This is a genomic window from Mesorhizobium sp. M0983, assembly GCF_040318975.1.
Lineage (GTDB): Bacteria > Pseudomonadota > Alphaproteobacteria > Rhizobiales > Rhizobiaceae > Mesorhizobium.
Map to the genome: position 1 here is coordinate 1 of NZ_JAMYNH010000055.1, position 2,492 is coordinate 2,492.

3 protein-coding genes are annotated in these 2,492 nt (G+C 61.7%); all 3 read right to left on the reverse strand.

The features are described 5' to 3' along the window. Window positions 1–1,476: recombinase family protein (locus tag NKH71_RS33220; RefSeq protein WP_352896604.1), on the reverse strand; the 1,476-nt coding region annotated here is incomplete at its 3' end. A gap of 114 nt (window positions 1,477–1,590) precedes the next feature. Beyond that, the gene (locus NKH71_RS33225) at window positions 1,591–2,097 is read right to left on the reverse strand and encodes a recombinase family protein (RefSeq protein ID WP_352896607.1); all 507 of its coding nucleotides are present in this window, start codon (window positions 2,095–2,097) and stop codon (window positions 1,591–1,593) included. Next, a partial coding sequence (locus NKH71_RS33230) for a hypothetical protein (protein ID WP_352896609.1) occupies window positions 2,081–2,492 on the reverse strand: 412 nt, incomplete at its 5' end. The genes NKH71_RS33225 and NKH71_RS33230, both read right to left, overlap by 17 nt.

Here is a 2,492-nt window from a genome sequence, read left to right on the forward strand (position 1 = left end):
GGGCAGACCGATCCCACGACATAATGCACACCTCGCTATGTTATTGAAAAAGCTGGATCTGCTGATCCTGTGATTGTGATAATGGACTGTGTCCGCTCCTGCCTGGATATCGAGTTGCTCGATATCTTCATGACGGATGATCCAGGGCGTACCCTTGCAATACTGCTCGGCCTTCAGATCGCCGGCGCGGATCATGCGCAGCACGGTCATTGGCCGCAGGCCGAGCTTCGCAGCCGTTTCCTGCAATGTATACTCGCCGCGCTCCGACCGTTCGTCCTTTTTGTAGACGGCGATGTCGTGCTGGTTGCGGAAAGTGCAGACACGGGACTGCGTCCATCCGTTCAGACGACCCGTGATTTTGCCGAGCCGGTTGAGAAGCGATGCGATCGCTCTATCCGGCAATTGGCGTGCCAGGGCACGGATCAGGTCCTCGATGTCCGGCGGGGCGCCCCAACGGTGATGGCCTGCCTTGTTCTTCCTGACCGAAAGCGCGGTATGGTCGCCGCCCTGCCAATGCACCAGCATTTTGATGTGGTCGTCTTCGATGGCGACGACAATCTCGCGGATCACGGCACGGATGATCCGCTTGCGCGTGATGGCGGTGGCGTTGGCATGATGCCATGCCAGTTCGAGATCGGCGCCCATGCGCAGCAGGCTCCGCCGTTCCTCTTCTCCCAGAGCCTCAGGCTTGTGGCGGTCGAGCGCGTCAAGCTCGTCCTGACGCTCGCGGACGGCTACGAGCGCGGCATTCCAGCGTCGCTCCAGTTCGCCTGCTACAAGCCGGTTGTCCGGGTCGACGGCGTCATACTGGCGGCGTGCATGGGCGGCTTCATAACGTGCCTGTTCGAGTGCGAGCTCCACATTGCGCCGCTTCTCTCCAGCCTGCACGGTGGAGGTCTCGATGGCCTTGATCGCCGCTTCCATGCCGAGCGGTTGAAGGCGTTGAAGAACCTCCGCGCTGACCGCCTGATCGACCCGCAACGATCCGAAGCCGATGCACGGGTCGGTTCCGTGGTTGACCTGCGCTCCGCGGCAATGATAGCGCCCCGTATTGCCGTTGCTGCCGGAATAGGAGACATGCAGCTTGCGGCCGCAATGGCCGCAGCGCAAGAGACCGCCGAGCAGCAACTCGCCCCGGCGAAGAGCACCGCGCGGCACCAGGCCTTTGCTTGTGGCATTGTCCGTGATCAGGCGCTGATTCCTCTCAAAATCGTGCCAGCTCAGGTAACCTTCGTGATGGTCGATGAGCAAGACCTCCCAGTCGGCGCGATCGCGCCTGATCCCACGCAAAATCCGTTTGCGTCCGGCCTCTATGGTGACTTTGCTGCAGGTTCGCCCGAACGCATAGGCGCCGGCGTAGATCGGGTTGGTGAGAATGTGGTGCACCGTATTGTAGACGGGCGGCTTCCAGACGATCGCCCTGTCCGCCGCGCGCTTGTAATTTACGGCAGGGAGCATAATGCCCTCGCGGCGCAACAGATGCACCTGTCGGATGCTCTGCAGTTCGTCGAAACGCCGGAATACAAGATCGATCGCCTCGCGGATCCGCAGGTCCGGGTCTTTCTCGACCCGGTTCCGGCCCGACTTGACCTAACCGATCGCCACCGTCAGGAAAACTTCGCCCCGTCGTGCCTTCTGCTTCAGGGCTTCGATCGAGCGGGCCCGCAGGATCGAAAGCTCCAGTTCGCTCATCGTGCCCTTCATGCCGAGCAGCAGCCTGTCGTTGGGATGACGCGGTTCGTAGATGCCGTCCTCATCGATGATGAGCGTTCCGACAAGGCCGCAAAACTCGATGAGCGTATGCCAGTCCCGGCCATTGCGGGCCAGCCGGGAGGCTTCAATGGCGAGGACCGCACCAACCCGACCTTCGCAGATCGCCGCCAGAAGCTTCTCAAAGCCCGGACGGCTGATGCCAGACCCTGAACGACCGAGATCTTCATCGATGACGATGGCGTCTTTCCAGCCAAGGGACCGCGCTCGCTCGGCAAGGCCATATTGGCGTCGCCGGCTCTCGGGATTGTTGACGAGTTGATCGGCCGTCGACTGCCGGACATAGACATAGGCACCGCGCGCCAGATGTTCAGCGGTGATCTTCATGATCTGCCTCCCGTCCCGTCTGGCTCACCACCGCTTCCCTAGCAAGCTCTCGATCAGCGGGAGGGTGCGTTCCCGGACTTCGCCTGGAAGACTCGATGGCGGAGCCTTCTTGGAAAACAGGTCTGGCTGGTCGGTTCGGCATTGCCTGCGCTGCATGGTCGTCTCCTGGCTGGCGTGAGTAGCTCTGCAGAAAACGTAGACATGCATCGACCTCGCGGCGCAGGTCGCGCAGGCATGAAAGGGGAAAACGGGGCGCCTCGCGAACCGCCATCGTCAGGGCGATCTCTTCCGTCATCCAGATCGGAATCAGCGCCAGGCTGCCATCCGGTTGTCGCCCGACATAGGCCGGCTCACCGCAATAACGCTGACGGCCTGTGACGAAAATCTCCCCCCCC